At 36.2% G+C, this 15,417-nt stretch carries 21 protein-coding genes; 13 read left to right on the plus strand and 8 right to left on the minus strand.

The window, feature by feature from the left end:
• Nucleotides 1-39 precede the first annotated feature (39 nt).
• The 7 genes from N9Y32_03550 (at nt 40) to N9Y32_03580 (ending at nt 4,783) form a co-directional block, all read left to right on the plus strand.
• Nucleotides 40-648, plus strand: coding sequence for a LysE family translocator (locus N9Y32_03550; protein MDB2590087.1), 609 nt, complete (start codon nt 40-42; stop codon nt 646-648).
• Nucleotides 649-653: 5 nt separating this feature from the next.
• Complete coding sequence (locus tag N9Y32_03555) at nt 654-1,262, plus strand: LysE family translocator (protein MDB2590088.1); 609 nt, start codon at nt 654-656, stop codon at nt 1,260-1,262.
• Complete coding sequence (locus N9Y32_03560; protein MDB2590089.1) at nt 1,259-2,158, plus strand: DMT family transporter; 900 nt, start codon at nt 1,259-1,261, stop codon at nt 2,156-2,158. Before N9Y32_03555 ends, N9Y32_03560 begins: the two co-directional genes overlap by 4 nt.
• A 178-nt stretch (nt 2,159-2,336) precedes the next feature.
• Complete coding sequence (gene ccoS, locus N9Y32_03565) at nt 2,337-2,510, plus strand: cbb3-type cytochrome oxidase assembly protein CcoS (GenBank protein MDB2590090.1); 174 nt, start codon at nt 2,337-2,339, stop codon at nt 2,508-2,510.
• Between the two features lie 70 nt (nt 2,511-2,580).
• On the plus strand, nt 2,581-3,258 hold the full coding sequence (locus N9Y32_03570; GenBank protein ID MDB2590091.1) for a TIGR00153 family protein: 678 nt from the start codon (nt 2,581-2,583) through the stop codon (nt 3,256-3,258).
• A gap of 20 nt (nt 3,259-3,278) precedes the next feature.
• Nucleotides 3,279-4,547, plus strand: a complete 1,269-nt coding sequence (locus N9Y32_03575) for an inorganic phosphate transporter (GenBank protein ID MDB2590092.1) — start codon at nt 3,279-3,281, stop codon at nt 4,545-4,547.
• Nucleotides 4,548-4,552: 5 nt separating this feature from the next.
• Entirely contained in the window at nt 4,553-4,783 is a 231-nt protein-coding gene (locus N9Y32_03580) for a BolA/IbaG family iron-sulfur metabolism protein (protein MDB2590093.1), read from the plus strand.
• A gap of 3 nt (nt 4,784-4,786) precedes the next feature.
• Here the strand turns inward: N9Y32_03580 and N9Y32_03585 are convergent, their stop codons facing one another.
• Both N9Y32_03585 and N9Y32_03590 read right to left on the minus strand, forming a co-directional pair.
• The gene (locus N9Y32_03585; protein ID MDB2590094.1) at nt 4,787-4,978 is read right to left on the minus strand and encodes a CPXCG motif-containing cysteine-rich protein; all 192 of its coding nucleotides are present in this window, start codon (nt 4,976-4,978) and stop codon (nt 4,787-4,789) included.
• Nucleotides 4,971-5,147 (minus strand): DUF1289 domain-containing protein, encoded by a 177-nt coding sequence (locus tag N9Y32_03590; protein MDB2590095.1) that lies wholly within the window; start codon nt 5,145-5,147, stop codon nt 4,971-4,973. Before N9Y32_03590 ends, N9Y32_03585 begins: the two co-directional genes overlap by 8 nt.
• Nucleotides 5,148-5,217: 70 nt before the next feature.
• Between N9Y32_03590 and N9Y32_03595 the strand changes: the two genes are divergently transcribed.
• Genes N9Y32_03595 through N9Y32_03605 form a run of 3 tightly spaced genes read left to right on the plus strand, consistent with a single transcriptional unit; the run spans nt 5,218 to nt 7,585 of the window.
• Complete coding sequence (locus N9Y32_03595) at nt 5,218-6,522, plus strand: DEAD/DEAH box helicase (protein ID MDB2590096.1); 1,305 nt, start codon at nt 5,218-5,220, stop codon at nt 6,520-6,522.
• A 9-nt stretch (nt 6,523-6,531) separates the two neighbouring features.
• The gene (djlA, locus tag N9Y32_03600) at nt 6,532-7,311 is read left to right on the plus strand and encodes a co-chaperone DjlA (protein MDB2590097.1); all 780 of its coding nucleotides are present in this window, start codon (nt 6,532-6,534) and stop codon (nt 7,309-7,311) included.
• A 25-nt stretch (nt 7,312-7,336) separates the two neighbouring features.
• A complete protein-coding gene (locus N9Y32_03605; GenBank protein MDB2590098.1) occupies nt 7,337-7,585 on the plus strand; it encodes a hypothetical protein in 249 nt (82 codons plus the stop codon).
• A gap of 73 nt (nt 7,586-7,658) precedes the next feature.
• On the opposite strand, the gene N9Y32_03610 is transcribed toward N9Y32_03605, so the two are convergent.
• The 6 genes from N9Y32_03610 to N9Y32_03635 are packed head-to-tail and all read right to left on the minus strand — an operon-like array spanning nt 7,659 to nt 12,519.
• A complete protein-coding gene (locus N9Y32_03610; protein MDB2590099.1) occupies nt 7,659-8,249 on the minus strand; it encodes a heme-binding protein in 591 nt (196 codons plus the stop codon).
• A gap of 6 nt (nt 8,250-8,255) precedes the next feature.
• Nucleotides 8,256-8,612, minus strand: coding sequence for a DUF393 domain-containing protein (locus tag N9Y32_03615; GenBank protein ID MDB2590100.1), 357 nt, complete (start codon nt 8,610-8,612; stop codon nt 8,256-8,258).
• A gap of 3 nt (nt 8,613-8,615) precedes the next feature.
• A complete protein-coding gene (gene trpB, locus N9Y32_03620) occupies nt 8,616-9,815 on the minus strand; it encodes a tryptophan synthase subunit beta (protein ID MDB2590101.1) in 1,200 nt (399 codons plus the stop codon).
• Nucleotides 9,815-10,195 (minus strand): CbiX/SirB N-terminal domain-containing protein, encoded by a 381-nt coding sequence (locus N9Y32_03625; GenBank protein ID MDB2590102.1) that lies wholly within the window; start codon nt 10,193-10,195, stop codon nt 9,815-9,817. The genes trpB and N9Y32_03625 overlap by 1 nt, the downstream gene beginning before the upstream one ends.
• Before the next feature lie 16 nt (nt 10,196-10,211).
• Entirely contained in the window at nt 10,212-11,573 is a 1,362-nt protein-coding gene (locus N9Y32_03630) for a DNA photolyase family protein (protein MDB2590103.1), read from the minus strand.
• The gene (locus tag N9Y32_03635) at nt 11,566-12,519 is read right to left on the minus strand and encodes a MerR family transcriptional regulator (protein ID MDB2590104.1); all 954 of its coding nucleotides are present in this window, start codon (nt 12,517-12,519) and stop codon (nt 11,566-11,568) included. Before N9Y32_03635 ends, N9Y32_03630 begins: the two co-directional genes overlap by 8 nt.
• A gap of 73 nt (nt 12,520-12,592) precedes the next feature.
• On the opposite strand from N9Y32_03635, the gene N9Y32_03640 reads away from it, so the two are divergent.
• From N9Y32_03640 to N9Y32_03650, 3 genes are all read left to right on the plus strand, one after another.
• Nucleotides 12,593-13,555, plus strand: a complete 963-nt coding sequence (locus tag N9Y32_03640) for a DUF523 and DUF1722 domain-containing protein (protein MDB2590105.1) — start codon at nt 12,593-12,595, stop codon at nt 13,553-13,555.
• 11 nt (nt 13,556-13,566) lie between these two features.
• Entirely contained in the window at nt 13,567-14,604 is a 1,038-nt protein-coding gene (gene hemH, locus N9Y32_03645; GenBank protein ID MDB2590106.1) for a ferrochelatase, read from the plus strand.
• Nucleotides 14,601-15,417 (plus strand): TIGR01777 family oxidoreductase (locus N9Y32_03650; protein ID MDB2590107.1); only part of this gene is annotated, 817 nt, incomplete at its 3' end. The genes hemH and N9Y32_03650, both read left to right, overlap by 4 nt.

Below are 15,417 nucleotides of genomic sequence, written 5' to 3' on the forward strand. Positions count from 1 at the left end.
GTTAAAATAAATATTTAAATAATGAAAGAATTATAGCAGATGGAACTATTAACACTACTATCTTTAACTGTCGCTACGTTTGTTTATGCCATCTCCCCAGGGCCAGGGATATTTGCAGTCTTGGCAACATCAACACGGTATGGACCTATTGCCGCATTATGGCTTTCAATAGGTCATGTTATTGGCGACATTTTGTATGTTTCGATTGCTATGTTTGCACTGACAATATTGGCTCAAACGATTGAACAAAGCATGGCTTATGTCAAAATTTTTGGTGCAGCATATTTACTTTATATTGGTTTTAAGCAATACCAATCAATGGGAGTTAGTTTTAAAGATGATAGCGCTAAAAAATCAGTGATTCATTTGCTTTTTTCTGGATTTTTAGTAGGCGGAACCAACCCAAAGACCATTGTTTATTATTTGTCTTTTTTGCCAATTTTTATTGACCTAAATAATCTTACGCTCATGACTGAAGTGCAAGTCATAGTAATCGTTGGGCTAACGGTTTTGCTCGCACTTAGTGTGGCAAATATTCTCGGGCTAAAGTTAAGAAAATCTATTGAAGATCCTGGCGTAGTTCAAAAAGTTAATAAAATAACAGGCGTTACAATGATGTTAGTCGGTGTTTTTGTGGCATTATATTAAAAGCCATGACCTTACTTGATTTCGCCTCATTATTTTTAATTGCCTTTGTATTTGTAATCACACCTGGGCCAGGCACATTAGCGGTATTTGCAAAGAGTATGTCTCAAGGTTTTATGCCAGCGTTTTATTTGTCATTAGGAATGGTTCTGGGAGATTTAGTGTATCTGGCTGCAGTACTTTTTTCGCTTGACTTATTCGCTGAAACAATTATGCCATTGATGGGCTATGTCAGAATCTTAGGCGGGCTATATTTAGTTTATTTGGGGTATAGTGTATGGAATGCTCATAAAGTGCAGCTAAGTTCAAAAGCTAAGCACAAGACTAATGCTAAGGAATTTTTAACGGGGTTAATAATTAGCTTAACCAATCCTAAAGTAATGATCTTTTATATTGCCATACTTCCTGCTTTCATTGACTTATCTCAAGTTGATTTATTTTATGCATTAGAGATTTTACTAACGGTTGGTATGGGACTAATAGCAGGTATTAATATGATTATTGTTGCGATTGGGCAGATTAAAGCTATGTTCTCAACGCCAGGCATGGATGAGCGTATTAATAAAATCAGCGGCGTTATCATGATGTCTGTTGGTGTTTTATTGGGACTATCATGACAGCAGATCGAAAATTAGCCTTATGGATCGTTTTAGCTATGTTTTTTTGGGGCGCCTCTTGGCCAATCGCCAATGTATTGTCAGGCTATATTAATGTGCATGAGTTTATTAGCTATCGCTACATCATAACTACTTTGTCTATGGCGCCGGTGCTTTGGTGGATGAAACTAAGCTTTAAGATTAGCTTAAAGCACTTTCTGATTGCAAGCTTAGCAGCGATACTATTAATATATTATTCTAAGTATTATTTTTTAAGTACAAAACATGGTGCCCCAGGGTTGGCTGGTGCAGTAGTCACAACCCTTATGCCGGTGTTAGTGTATTTACTGATGATGTTTAGTAAGCAAAACAAAACCCAAGGTAAAGATTGGCTGGCTTTATTGTTAGGTGTTCTAGGGGTCTTGGTAACCATGAATATCTGGCAATTTCAATTAAGTGAAATTTTGACTGGATCCAGCGTGTATTTGTTGGCTGCTGCAACTTGCTGGGCGTTAATGTCAATAGTAACCACCTTTGCTAAGACAGTTGCACCTGCCACGTTAAGCTTCTACATTTATTTAATGACCGCATTGCTCGATTTAACCTTCTTCTTCGAGCCAACACATGGATCGATTTTGGCTATGGATTATGTGTTTTGGGTTAGTATTTTGATTGTGACTATCGGCTCTACAACCTTTGCAACCACAGTTTACTTTATAGGTATTCAGAGACTAGGTTCCAAACAAGCCAGTGTGTTTACTTTTTTAGTGCCTTTTATTGCCATTGGCTTGAGTGTGATATTTTTAAGCGAAACACTACAGTGGACAACTATTTTGGGTGCGATGATGACCATTGTTGCTTTAATGATCTTAAACAATATTGAATTTAACTTTTTAACGACAAAACATGAGAAATAAACTTTTGATAGAGTTGTTGATCAAATAATAGTGCTGTTATTTGTACATTTTTTGATGACAAAAATAGTCAATAATTGATCGTATTTTAGAAAAATGATGGCTAAATCTTTAAAAAACCATTTATGAAATCAAATATAAATACAATCAATGTAATTTTTAACAAGAAAGAGTGGAATAAATGGATGTAATTTATTGGTTAATACCGAGTATGATTTTTGTCGGCGTTGTGCTTGTGATCCTTTTAATGATAGGGGTTAAGAGTGGGCAGTTTGAGGACCTTGAGGGGGAAGGTCAGCGTATTTTGTTTGATGAAGACCAAGAGAAATCGCCGTCAAAAAAAAATACCAAATAAGGGGTTGACACATATGTATTTTCATAGAAAATTCGCATTTAACAAACAATAAAAAAAATAGGTAGCAATTATGGCTAAAAGTATTATTGATGGTTTATTTGGAAAATCTCCAATCAGCCCACTTCAGCAACATATGACCAGCGTGCATTTATGTATTACTGAATTAAAAGGATTTATGATTGCCATTCATGCTCAAGATTGGGATGAAGCTGTAAAAATTCAATCAAAAATTGGAGACAAAGAAGGCGAAGCTGATATTTTGAAGAAAAAGCTTCGCTTAAGTCTACCATCTACTTTTATGATGCCTTTCTCTCGTAGAGATTTGCTTGATTTGCTTCTTATTCAAGACTCGATTGCCAATCGAACCAAAGATGTATCTGGCCTAATGATTAATCGAAAAATGACCCTGCCTAGTGAAATCTTTGAAGATATTATCGAATTAACCAATGTTTGTATTAAGACTTCAGCAGCCGCTTTAAAAGCCGTCAATGAATTGGACGAGTTATTAGAGACAGCCTTTGGTAAGCGTGAACGTAAAGTTGTTGGTTCAATTATTAGTGATATTAATGAATTAGAAAGTGAATCTGACAAAATACAACATGTCATTCGAACTAAATTATTCCCGTTAGAAGCTGGCCTACCTCCAGTTGATGTGATATTTTATTATCGCGCTGTTGAGTGGTTAGGTGAGTTAGCAGATTCTGCGCAAAAAGTCGGGTCTCGACTAGAAGTGCTTCTCGCTAAATAATTAATTAATAGGAATATATTATGGAAATTATTTCAAATTACGGCGATATTTTATTAATTTTAGCTATTGTATTTGGTTTGTTTATGGCTTGGGGTGTCGGTGCAAACGATGTTGCTAACGCTATGGGTACTTCGGTAGGTTCAGGTGCGATTACTATTAAACAGGCTATTATTATTGCAGTTATTTTTGAATTTGCTGGTGCTATTTTAGCGGGCGGCGAAGTAACAGCCACAATTCGTAAAGGAATTTTGGACGCTTCAATCTTTACTGATAGCCCTCATCTTTTAGTCTACGGCATGCTCGCTTCATTGCTAGCAGCAGGAACGTGGCTGATGATCGCTTCCAATCTTGGTTGGCCAGTGTCTACTACGCACTCAATTGTAGGCGCTATTGTAGGATTTGGCGCTGTTGGTGTTGGTGTTGATGCGGTTGCTTGGAGTAAAGTTGGTAATATTGCCATGAGTTGGATTGTATCTCCAATTTTGGCAGGCGTCATTGCCTTTATGCTGTTCAGAAGCTTACAAAATTTAATCATCGACACTAAACATCCGTTTGATAATGCTAAAAAATATGTGCCGTTTTATATGTTTTTAGTGGGCTTTGTTATTTCCCTTGTTACTATTTTCAAAGGCTTGAAGCATGTTGGCTTAACTTATGACTTATCGACCAGTTACATGTTGGCGTTTGGTTTTGGACTGTTGGTTATGTTGGTCGGCACGCTTATTATTAGGCGTATTCATGTTGATCCTAATGAAAATGATGACTTTCACTTTACCTCTATGGAAAGAATTTTCAGCGTACTAATGATTATTACTGCAGCGGCAATGGCGTTTGCTCATGGATCAAATGATGTTGCTAATGCTATTGGCCCATTAGCAGCGATTTATGGTGTTATTGAAAGTGGCGGACTCATTGGTGCGAAAAGTGCCTTGCCTATTTGGGTATTGTTAGTTGGTGGTGGTGGTATCGTGTTTGGTCTAGTAACTTACGGTCATAAAGTTATCGCCACAGTGGGAACTGGTATTACTCAGTTAACCCCTTCAAGAGGTTTTGCTGCAACTTTAGCGGCAGCTGCCACTGTTGTAATTGCATCTGGTACTGGCCTTCCAGTATCAACCACGCAAGTGTTAGTGGGCGCAGTTTTAGGTGTTGGTCTGGCAAGAGGTTTGGCAGCATTGGATACGCGTATGATAAACAAAATTTTTCTTTCATGGTTGATCACATTGCCAGCTGGCGCAATGATGTCAATCGTATTTTTCTTTATGCTTAAGGGCATGTTCGGAGCTTAAAAAAAATGACATTAGATGAAATTCAAGCAAAACTAGAAGCAGGCGTTCAGGATTCAACCGTCACCATGCAAGGTGACGGTTGTAATTGTTCTACAGTTGTAGTGTCAAATGTTTTTGAGGGTATGTCGTTGCTAGCTCGTCAGAAATTGGTGCTGGCAACGGTTCGTCCAGAAATTGATTCTGGTGAATTACATGCATTAACCATTAAAGCAAGAACACCTGAAGAAATGAGTTAATAGCTATTCGTCTTCATGTTTCGCTGATATATAAACATTTTCATCAAAGTCAATTGTTGTTGTAATGTTAATCGGGCGACAGCAAACTGAACAGTCCTCAATATAACTTTGATCAGGCTCAGAACAATCGACCTCTATATCGATAAACTCGCCACAATAAGGGCACATAATCGAGTGATCTTGTAGCTCAATCATCTATAGTTCGATCTTTTAGATCTTCAGTGATGGCTTTTTTATAGTCATTTGAATAGTTAATCCAGCCTGTTATTTCGTCGCTATGTCTCTTACAGCCTACACAATATCTGTCTTTGTTGTATTTGCAAATTCCAATACAAGGGCTTTTAATAGCTTGGTAATTATTCATACGAAGTATTATAGATTGCTCTTACAAGGAAAATGTAAAATAGGCTTCTTTATTCTTATTTTAAATTATTATGGGTTTTACAAAATTAGGCTTATCAGACTCGATCTTAGAAGCAGTTAAAAATCAAGGCTACGATACCCCATCTCCCATTCAAGAAAAATCTATTCCTCTGATTTTAGAAGGTAAAGATGTCATGGCAGCGGCGCAAACAGGCACAGGAAAAACGGCCGGATTTACGCTACCAATTTTGCAGATTTTATCAAAAGGTGAACTCACCAAGTCAAATCAGGTTCGCGCTCTAATACTGACACCAACTCGTGAACTTGCAGCCCAAGTTCAAGAAAGTGTTAGAACTTATGGTAAAAATTTGCCACTAAAATCAGCGGTAGTTTTTGGTGGTGTTAAGATTAATCCACAAATGCAAAAACTACGTGGCGGTGTTGATATTTTGGTTGCAACACCAGGTAGATTATTGGACCTTCATTCTCAAAATGCAGTTAAGTTTGATGAACTTGAAATTATTATATTTGACGAAGCTGACAGAATGCTAGACATGGGATTTTTGCCGGATATTAAGAGAATTTTAAAAACTCTACCACCTAAAAGACAGACATTAATGTTCTCAGCTACGTTCTCTGATGATATTAGAAAACTGGCAAAATCTTTAGTTAGCAATCCCGTTGAAATCTCCGTTACACCGCGTAATTCAGCCGTTAAATCTGTAAAACAATGGATTCACCCTGTTGATAAATCTAAAAAACAAGAATTACTAACGCAACTGATTAAAGATCATGGCTGGTACCAAGTATTAGTATTTAGTCGAACTAAGCACGGCGCTAATCGTATTGCGACGCAGCTTGGAAAGAAAGGTATTACAGCGGCTGCTATTCATGGCAATAAGTCTCAAGCAGCTCGTACCAGGGCATTAGCAGATTTTAAAGCTGGCAAGGTAAATGTTTTAGTGGCAACTGATATTGCGGCACGTGGTATCGATATCGTTGAACTACCACATGTGGTTAATTTTGATTTACCACATGTGCCTGAAGACTATGTACATCGTATTGGTAGAACAGGACGTGCTGGCTCAAAAGGTGAGGCAATATCACTTGTGAGTGCTGACGAAGCTAAGCAATTATTTGATATTGAGCGCCTTACGCAAAAGAAACTAGAGCGTATTATGATTGATGATTTTGTACCGGATCATAATTTACCTGAATCACTCAAAAATCAGCCAGCACCTAAAAATAAAAAACCTAAAAAAGACAATGCCAGAAACAAGCCGAGATATGGAAAAAATAGCAATTCTAAAGATAAAAAAGACAATAAGAAGAAAAGCTTTTGGGATTCAAAGCCTAAGAGAAAAGTCTCAAAGTAGAGTGTATTGATGAGTTGGTGGACAACAGTTTTAGGTGGTGCATTTGGCTTTATGCTTGGTGGACCTCTAGGTGCGATGCTTGGCGCGGCATTTGCGGGTAATTTCTCAAAAGGGAAATCTAGTTTTGGTGGATTCAATAAAGATCATCATTTGGGCGATCAGCAGCGTGTTCAGGCAGCATTTTTCAGCAGCCTATTTTCAGTGATGGGCTATATTGCCAAAGTGGATGGCAAAGTATCAAAAGAAGAGATTCTCTTGGCTCAGCAGGTAATGCAACATATGCAATTAGCAGATGATATGCAAAAAGTTGCAAAAGAATTGTTTAATCAAGGCAAGCATAAAGACTTTAATCTAGATGAGGTTCTTGAGCAGTTCCGTGTTGAAAGCCATAGGCGTACGCATCTAGTTCGCATGTTCTTAGAGATTCAAATTCAAGCTACTTATGCTGATGGAATTTTGGATGATAAAGAGTATGAGGCTCTTAGATATATCGCACAAAAATTACGCTTCCCCCTCCATGAGTTAGAAAATCTAATTCAACAATTTAATGTCACTAGTGGCCATACCAGCCAACTAACAGTCGATGATGCTTACGTAGTGCTTGGTGCAGATAAGAATCTTACTGACAAAGAATTAAAACGAGTTTATCGTCGATTGTTAGCACAACATCATCCAGACAAGTTAGTGGCTAAAGGACTACCAGAAGAGATGATGAAAATTGCCAAAGAAAAAACACAAGGCATTATTAGTGCCTATGAACTTATTAAAAAACAACGTGGTATGCACTAATCTAGTTAAAAACAATGGAAAAAATATGAAAATTAAACCAATCACATTCTTAATTGCATTTGCAGCTTCTGTATCTTCTCAAGCAGGAATTTGGGAAAAAATGACAACGATGGGCGCTACAACTATTAAGCCGTCATCTGAGTATTTGATCGAAACTGCTGGCTGGAATATTCGTGTTTATGAGTGGATCCCGGCTGACAACCCGAATACTCGCTGTATGTTTGCAGCAGGCTCAGAAAAGGGTGGTGTGGCTTGTTACTCAATTAACGATTAAACTGATGTTTGAATTATTTATCCTTGGATTTATAATTGCGATTGTTGTTTATTTGATTAGAGGTAAAGTTTAATTATTTCAGTTCGATTAGTATTTCATTTCGACGTAAAAATGGCAATGTCCATGGTGGGTTGTAAAACGCATAAATAGGGCTATTCTGAGTTTGTAGCCCGTTATCTAATATGTATTGCGTTAATTTTAATTCATGTTGCTTAATATTATCCTCTGAGGATAAGCCTGAAAATTTAATGACAACGAATTTCTTTTGATCAATTTTTTTAATTTTAACTGCAGGATTTTCTGGTTTTGGCAAAGTGCCTAATGAATGTTCAGCTGGCATTATAAAGCGAACAATCCACCCGTTTTCTGATTTTTGCTGAGTGACTGGCGCAGTCATGTTGATTTTTGTTTGTTGCTGATTGTTACCAAAAATATAATCAGCAATTAATTTGAATCCTTCATTAATAGATAATTTTCTAGTGTTTTTAACAACCACTTCAGAAACAATTAATGCGCTATATTGCCTAATTTCGATAGGTGAATTATTCACGATAACATCATATTTTGGCTGCTCTACATCACTCATAATCACTCCTGATAACAAAAATATAATTAGCAAAGCGCCACTAATGCTTAATAATATTTTAATTAACTGTTTTTTCATATCTTGTTAGTTCATATTGCAGTATTTAATTTTTTTAAATCGCCAGTTCGCAAATTTTTTATAAGCAAATCGCAATATAGATCTGATTACTGGAAGAGAAGTTATAGTTGCTAATATCCTAAACTTAGGTAATTTGGACCAGATTAAAATGAATGCATCTAAGCCTAAAAATAGTTCATTTTTAGAATTTTTAACATGTAATACTTTTAATGCCTCTGCTAGTGAAAAATTTTCTTTAGATAAATCAAGGCCTGATTCAGTGACATCTACCCATTCAAAAACATCCTTTGGGGCAATACTTTTGTAATGATTAATTTCTTTTGAGCAAAGGCCACATTTGCCGTCATAAAATACTTTAATCATCAGTTAAAACCCATTCATTATTGATCTAACAGTGTCAATATCTTTATCTCCTCTACCCGAGAGATTGACAATGATATTTTTATCTTGGCCTAGCTCTTTGGCAAGTTTTATGGCATAAGCAATAGCATGAGAAGATTCTAATGCTGGTAAGATTCCCTCTACTTTCGTTAAAGTATGAAATGCAGCTAATGCCTCATCATCAGTAATTGATGCATATGAAGCTCTACCAGAATCTTTTAAATAAGCATGCTCTGGACCAACACCTGGGTAGTCTAATCCAGCAGAAATTGAATGTGTGGATCCAATTTGTCCTTTATCATCACAAACTATATAGGTTCGATTTCCATGAAGAACACCAGGCCTTCCTTTGTTTAAAGGTGCTGAATGCTGATCAGTATCTAATCCGAAGCCCGATGCTTCAACGCCATAAATATCGACCGAAGTATCATCGATAAATTCATGGAAAAGCCCTATTGCATTTGATCCTCCACCTACACAAGCCACTAAGGCATCAGGTAAGCCACCCACTTGCTCATTAAACTGTGCCTTGGTCTCTTTTCCAATAACAGATTGAAAGTCTCTAACCATCATTGGGTAGGGGTGAGGGCCAGCAACAGTGCCGATAATATAGAATGTGTCATCAACATTAGTTACCCAATCACGCATTGCTTCGTTGAGAGCATCTTTAAGTGTTTTCGAACCTGATGTAACAGGAATAACAGTTGCACCCAAGAGTTTCATACGAAAAACATTTAGCGCCTGACGGGCAACATCGACTTCACCCATATAAACTACACATTCTATTCCTAGTCTTGCTGCAACAGTAGCTGTTGCAACTCCATGTTGTCCTGCACCGGTTTCAGCAATAATACGAGTCTTACCCATTCTCTTAGCGAGCAATGCTTGTCCAATGGCATTATTTATTTTATGAGCGCCAGTATGATTTAAATCTTCACGTTTAAGATAAATCTGTGCACCACCAACTTTTTTGCTTAAATTTTTAGCATGATAAAGTGGAGTAGAGCGACCAACATAGTGCTTTAAATCATCATCAAATTCAGCTTGAAATTCTGAATCTTTAAGGGCTTCAGCATAATTATCCGCTAAAGACTGCAGTGGCTCAAACAGCGTTTCTGCTGAAAAATTTCCACCATAGTCACCAAAGTGACCCTTTATATCTGGTAAATTATAAGATTTGGACATTATTGGCGTCCTCCTTGTGCATAAACAGCTGCTTTAACTAATAATTCAGCAATTTCACTACGAGCCCCAAGATAACCCGAAACTGTAATTTCAACATCAGGATTGTTCTTTTGGCCGATTGCAATCTCTTCAGGGATGTCTTCTGTTACATGTCTTCCAGCTGCTAAAAAATAAGGTACTACTGTAATATGAGTAGCGCCACATTTCACGCAATCATCAATTGCTCCAGGTATAGAAGGCTCTGCTAATTCTAAAAAACCATGCTTAACCAAATCAAACTTCCCATCAGTAAGTCGTTGCATTTGAAAAGCCAACTCTTTAACTTCTTCATTTGATGATTCTTTTCTGCTTCCATGTGCAGCTAATAATAATGCATTCATTGTAAATTCTCCTGTGTCATTTTATTGATTTAATTTTCTTATATCTTTGTTTAGCCGCATGAGCCGAGTCTGAGATCGAAACAATTGGCGTGGTTAGTATGTTTTGTTTTGGCAAATATTTATTGATATAAGCGCCCTTTTTATCATATTTTTGCGTTTGTATTGTCGGGTTAAATATACGGCTAAATTGTGCCGAATAGGGTGCTGTTCCAGCTACCCATTGCCACCCCATAGAATTAAGAGCAAGGTCAGCATCAACTAAGCTATCCCAAAACCATGTAGCACCTTTGAGCCAGTGTATACCTAGGTTTTTGGTTAGAAATGAAGCGACAATCATTCTTGATCTATTGTGCATCCAGCCTTCTTCACGAAGTTGCTGCATTGCTGAATCAATGATTGGAATTCCAGTTTTCGAAGTCTTCCAGAGTTCAAACAATATATCATCACCATTCCATAAAACATCACTGTCACAATAGCTATAGGCTGATTTAAAGTAAGTATCAGAATTATGAAATAAAGTATATTTTGCAAACTCCCTCCATGCCATCTGTTTAATAAATGTATGAATGCTTAATTCACATGACTCATGAGCACTATAAAGTTCTTGGGTAAGCCTCTGATACAAGGCAGCTGTAGAAATTTCTCCAAAATTAATAGCTGCAGAGATTTTAGCTGTTGCATCATCAGACATAAAATCTCTATGGTCTTTATATTTAAAGAGATTACTTTGAATAAATTTATCCACATTATCTAATGAGTTGCGCTCACCAGGTTGCCAGTATTTATCAAATTTCTTATACCAATCCTTTTCAGGTAGTAATTTTAAATCTAATATATTAGTATTTTTTTCACCTGCATTAAAGTATTTTTTTACAGAGATATCGCATTGCTGACTTTCTAGTATCTCTTGACTTACAAACTTCTCAAACTTATTCCAGAAGGGGGTATAAACTTTATAGTGCCCACCATCATTGGTCTTAATTTGTTCTGGGCTTATAATTGTATCTCTACCAATATAACTCAATTGGCAGTTTTTTGGTAATCGTTCATTGACCTCTAGATCAATCTTAAGTTGAATAGGGTTATTGGACTCAGTGCAAAATATACGTTCAATTTTATCATGGTCAATTTTTTTCTTGAAAAATTCGGCCACATCTTCTCGATAGAAGTTTAAAGTAATGCCAATTTCTAACAAGTCCTTTTCTAAAGAAATGAGGCTTTTATGAAGATACCATTGTGCAGCCTCTCCAATATACCAATCAGTATCTTTTGGAATAATATAAACAGCCTCTAAGTGAGATGAACAATCAATGGCTTTTTTCAGAGTGAGATTATTCTGAATACGCAAATCATTTCTAAACCAGATTAAATTATTCATGATATTGATGACGCATTTGTTTTCGAAAAATATTAACAGCTACCGCGCTATTATTACCTAGAAATTTAACCCCTAAAGGCTCTAAGGTGGATCGAATTATTCGATCAACAACAGTAAAATTCTCTAAAGTAGAATGAGCTTTTTGACTGCCATCATTAACTGCCCCTACAGTGGCTATAGTTTCACCAAATAAGAAAACTGGAATATTAAGAGTTTTAATTAAATGACTAAAGTCATCTAATTGTTCAATCAAATGCTGATTTGGCATAATAAATAAAGCCTTTGCAGCAGATTTTTCTACTACTGAGGCGATGTTATGCAGTGGCAGAAGACTCCCAAAAGATATCGCTTGATAGCCTTGGGAGATAATCATATTACTCACTAACATTAATTCTGCCTCATGCTCTGGAGGGCCAGAGAATATGATTTTTTTAGCCTTATGAGAAAGGCAATTATCATGCTGAAATCTATCCGAAAATCGGATTTGCAGCCATTTGTTAAAAAATCCTGACTCTGCGATTAACAAATCATTTTTTCGATAGTATTCAAGTAATGGCCTTATAAATTTTTCAGACACCATTTCGATCGGATACAAAGAGCTAATCTCATTAAATACAGAATCAACACGTGCATAACTATAATCAGATACCGCTGTTTTAATATCATGTATTGGCTTTTGCCAAATATCCTGTATATCCTCTAATGATCTAGAATTTGAAGAAGATTGAATAATTTTTTTAATACTAGTAAAGCCATGCCCATCATTTAATAGCTGCTTGACTCGCTCCACAATATCAATATCCTCTTGGGAATAAAGCCGGTGCCCTTTTGGTGTTCTTACAGGTTTTAATAAGCCATAGCGCCTCTCCCAGGCTCTTAATGTTGATGCGTTTACTCCAGTAATGGAGTCCAATTCTCTAATTGGGAATAGTTGATTATTTTGCATATATGAATTAAATTATACAATAAATTTATTTTTGTATAAGTATTTGTTAAGGTTGTTGTATATAATTTAAATCATGGAAAATTTTGACAACAATAAAACTAAGCCAGATATAGGAATTAGTGCTTGTTTAATGGGGCATAAGGTCCGTTTTGATGGTAGTCATAAAAACAATAAATTTGTTAATGAAGTGGCTAGTCATTATTTTAATCCTGTTACTGTTTGCCCTGAAGTAGGTGCTGGAATGGGCACACCTAGACCGCCAATACATTTGTACAATTCTAATCAAGGGATTCTCTTAGTAGATAGGGATGATCATACTATTGACTATAGTGAGCCTATGCATGAATTTGCACAAAAGGAATCTTTACTATTAGCCAATCAGTTGAATGGCTTTATCTTTAAAAGTAAATCACCTAGCTGTGGTATTGAAAGAGTGCCAATCTATCAAGATGGAAATAAAATGCCAGATTACAGTGGTATTGGTTCATTCACTCAAATTTTTACACAAGTTAATCCGAATATCCCAATCGAAGATGAAGGTAGATTGAATGATAGTAAGATTAAGGAGAATTTTTTAGAGCGGGTATATGCGCACTATCGTTTTTCCATGACTAAAAAGACCGTTAGTGATTTGCTAGACTTTCATGCATCTTATAAATACTCCATTATGGCAAGAGGCTCTCAATATCCCTCCATTCTAGGAAGAATCGCTGCTAGTGCTCGCCATGAGAATATAGAAGAAATTCGAGATGTGTATTTCAAAGAGTTTATGCAAATTATGAAGATTCAAGCTTCAAGAAACAAGCATGTTAATACTATGCAACATATAATGGGATATTTTAAAAATGAATTAGACACTGATTCAAAGCAAGAGTTATTATCTGTCTTTGATTCCTATAAAAATTATGAAGTACCACTATCAACTCCTATGGCGCTTTTAAACCTATTTCAAAGAAGGTACAAAAATGATTATTTATCAACTCAATATTATCTCAACCCTTATCCTAAAGAATTGGCGCTTAGAGCCAACATTTAACTAGAAGAATTATGTATAAATGTACGACACGTTATGAGCCTATTGGACAGGACAAAATCGGAGTTTTGGTTACTAATTTAGGTACACCAGATGCCCCAACTAAATCTGGGCTTAAAATTTACTTAAAAGAATTCTTATCAGATACAAGAGTAGTTGAGCCGCCTCCAGCTAGATGGATTTGGAAGATGATATTAAATTTCATTATCCTTAACTTTAGACCCAAAAAATCCGCCCAAGCGTATGAGACAGTATGGGGTACCTTTGGCACTGGATCCCCATTATTTGATATTTCAAAACAGCAAAAAGAATCACTCCAGATTCAATTTGATAAAATTCATCCGGGCAAGTATCAAGTAGAGCTAGGCATGCGTTATGGTAATCCTTCGGTCAAATCCGCATTGAGAATTTTAGAAAAATCAGAGTGCGATAAAATTATTGTACTACCTTTATATCCTCAGTATGCTTCAGCAACTACAGGGTCTACTTTTGATGCAGTAGCCGACGAAATCAAAACCTGGAGAAGAGTTCCTGAAATGCGATTTGTTAATCATTATTTTAATGATGAACGTTACATTAGCGCATTAGCAAATAGCGTAAAAGACTTTCAAAAGGAAAATGAAAAGCCGGATTTATTACTAATGTCTTATCATGGGATACCAAGAAGGTATTTTAACAACGGAGATAGCTATCCTTGTCATTGTTGTCAAACTACTTATCTATTAGCCAAGAAACTAGAGATGGAGCCAGATACATATAAGATGACATTTCAATCTCGTTTTGGTAGAGAAGAATGGATGAAAGACTACACCGATGAGACTCTTAAAGGATTGCCAGACAAGGGTGTTAAGAATATTCAGGTTATTTGCCCAGGGTTTTCTGCCGACTGTCTTGAAACTATTGAAGAAATTGAAGAAGAGAATAAGGAGTATTTTATGGAGGCTGGTGGTGAAAAGTATCAATATATTCCTGCATTGAATAACCGAAAAGACCATATTGATTGTTTATATGGTATTGTTGAAGACAAAACCCAAGACTGGTTAAAGCATTGAATATCTTAATTTTAGGAGGTACTGGTCTGGTAGGTCAGGCACTTCATCAAACTCTTCAAGATGATCATCAAGTACAAGCTTTTGGAAGAGATATATACTCCTCCACAAAACTCTTAACTGAAAAGATTGAATGGTCAGATATTTTAATTCAACTAAGTGGTGCAACTGTTGCTAAAAGATGGACTGCAAGTTACAAACAAGAAATTTGGGATAGCCGTATTAAAACCAACCAGCAATTAGTTGATATTTTCTCCACATTAAAAAACAAGCCCAAGCTAATTTTTGCTTCTGCAGTGGGCTACTACCCTGAGTCTTATTGCAATGCTGCCTTGGATGAAAGTTTTAGTGAGCCTGGTTCAGACTACTTGTCTTTGCTATCTATTCGCTGGGAAGAGCTTGCTAAAGAAATTTCAAATGATGCGTTAATTTTTAGATTTGGTGTAGTTCTGAGTAAGAAAGCAGGTGCATTAAAAGAAATGCTTCCTATGTATAAGTTAGGACTTGGAGGTCCTATTGGTTCAGGAGAGCAATGCTTTCCTTGGATCTATATTAAGGATTTAGTTCGTGCATTTTCTTATGGAATTAATAAAGATTTAACTGGAATTTATAATTTAACCTCTCCAGACTTAATTACTCAAAAAACATTTGGAAAAACTTTTGCTAAAACGTTAAGACGTCCATTTTATTTAACAACTTTTGAGTGGCAATTAAAGCTTATATTTGGTGAAGGATCCCAGGTTCTAACTAAAAGTTTAGCGATCAAGCCTACTAAGCTAACTGAGCAAGGTTTTATTTTTAAATACCCAAAAATTG

This window comes from Candidatus Thioglobus sp. (assembly GCA_028228555.1).
Lineage (GTDB): Bacteria > Pseudomonadota > Gammaproteobacteria > PS1 > Pseudothioglobaceae > Thioglobus_A.

What these genes read in the sequence shown, in the direction of transcription:
- N9Y32_03550 (MDB2590087.1), top strand. Translation starts at nt 40, where the DNA reads ATGGAACTATTAACACTACTATCTTTAACTGTCGCTACGTTTGTTTAT.
- N9Y32_03555 (MDB2590088.1), top strand. Translation starts at nt 654, where the DNA reads ATGACCTTACTTGATTTCGCCTCATTATTTTTAATTGCCTTTGTATTT.
- N9Y32_03560 (MDB2590089.1), top strand. Translation starts at nt 1,259, where the DNA reads ATGACAGCAGATCGAAAATTAGCCTTATGGATCGTTTTAGCTATGTTT.
- ccoS (MDB2590090.1), top strand. Translation starts at nt 2,337, where the DNA reads ATGGATGTAATTTATTGGTTAATACCGAGTATGATTTTTGTCGGCGTT.
- N9Y32_03570 (MDB2590091.1), top strand. Translation starts at nt 2,581, where the DNA reads ATGGCTAAAAGTATTATTGATGGTTTATTTGGAAAATCTCCAATCAGC.
- N9Y32_03575 (MDB2590092.1), top strand. Translation starts at nt 3,279, where the DNA reads ATGGAAATTATTTCAAATTACGGCGATATTTTATTAATTTTAGCTATT.
- N9Y32_03580 (MDB2590093.1), top strand. Translation starts at nt 4,553, where the DNA reads ATGACATTAGATGAAATTCAAGCAAAACTAGAAGCAGGCGTTCAGGAT.
- N9Y32_03585 (MDB2590094.1), bottom strand. Translation starts at nt 4,978, where the DNA reads ATGATTGAGCTACAAGATCACTCGATTATGTGCCCTTATTGTGGCGAG.
- N9Y32_03590 (MDB2590095.1), bottom strand. Translation starts at nt 5,147, where the DNA reads ATGAATAATTACCAAGCTATTAAAAGCCCTTGTATTGGAATTTGCAAA.
- N9Y32_03595 (MDB2590096.1), top strand. Translation starts at nt 5,218, where the DNA reads ATGGGTTTTACAAAATTAGGCTTATCAGACTCGATCTTAGAAGCAGTT.
- djlA (MDB2590097.1), top strand. Translation starts at nt 6,532, where the DNA reads ATGAGTTGGTGGACAACAGTTTTAGGTGGTGCATTTGGCTTTATGCTT.
- N9Y32_03605 (MDB2590098.1), top strand. Translation starts at nt 7,337, where the DNA reads ATGAAAATTAAACCAATCACATTCTTAATTGCATTTGCAGCTTCTGTA.
- N9Y32_03610 (MDB2590099.1), bottom strand. Translation starts at nt 8,249, where the DNA reads ATGAAAAAACAGTTAATTAAAATATTATTAAGCATTAGTGGCGCTTTG.
- N9Y32_03615 (MDB2590100.1), bottom strand. Translation starts at nt 8,612, where the DNA reads ATGATTAAAGTATTTTATGACGGCAAATGTGGCCTTTGCTCAAAAGAA.
- trpB (MDB2590101.1), bottom strand. Translation starts at nt 9,815, where the DNA reads ATGTCCAAATCTTATAATTTACCAGATATAAAGGGTCACTTTGGTGAC.
- N9Y32_03625 (MDB2590102.1), bottom strand. Translation starts at nt 10,195, where the DNA reads ATGAATGCATTATTATTAGCTGCACATGGAAGCAGAAAAGAATCATCA.
- N9Y32_03630 (MDB2590103.1), bottom strand. Translation starts at nt 11,573, where the DNA reads ATGAATAATTTAATCTGGTTTAGAAATGATTTGCGTATTCAGAATAAT.
- N9Y32_03635 (MDB2590104.1), bottom strand. Translation starts at nt 12,519, where the DNA reads ATGCAAAATAATCAACTATTCCCAATTAGAGAATTGGACTCCATTACT.
- N9Y32_03640 (MDB2590105.1), top strand. Translation starts at nt 12,593, where the DNA reads ATGGAAAATTTTGACAACAATAAAACTAAGCCAGATATAGGAATTAGT.
- hemH (MDB2590106.1), top strand. Translation starts at nt 13,567, where the DNA reads ATGTATAAATGTACGACACGTTATGAGCCTATTGGACAGGACAAAATC.